Below are 447 nucleotides of genomic sequence, written 5' to 3'. Positions count from 1 at the left end.
CTTTAAACATGTTCATCAAAATTGCACCTGTGATGATGCTTTGAATGCACTTTGTGAAGCTGGAATAATCCGTTGTATTGATGATGGAAGTAAGAAAAATGAATTTGGTTTTGGAAATATGTTAGCTATGGTATTGGGAGGAAGTAATCCAATTAAAACATACCAATTTGTTTTACCGGATAAAGAAATTTTTAATCAGTTTTTGCAACGGCACAATAATATTAATCTGTCGGATGAACAACTTGAGGCAATAAAAGCTTTGATAGAATCACAGCACTATTTTGATTTTGAGGATTGGACAGAGCACTATAAGGGGGAACATGCTGCTTTAGCATTAGGTAGATTGGTTAAGGCGGGAGCTGTTAAAAAAGAAAAGAATGATTATTATTCATTTGTTTAATTGATGGCCTGGGCCGTCTGAATATTCAGACGGCCTCAGTAAGTGCA

The 447-nt window shown here is 35.3% G+C and carries 1 protein-coding gene; it reads left to right on the top strand.

The genetic code is table 11. The features are described 5' to 3' along the window. Window positions 1-400: hypothetical protein (locus ACTHS3_RS16955; protein WP_440368634.1), on the top strand; the 400-nt coding region annotated here is incomplete at its 5' end. Window positions 401-447: the final 47 nt, after the last annotated feature.

The sequence above is a fragment of the Neisseria sp. P0009.S007 genome (genome assembly GCF_051962515.1).
Note: the sequence above shows the minus strand (reverse complement) of the source record. Positions and strands in the feature narration are given on the sequence as shown.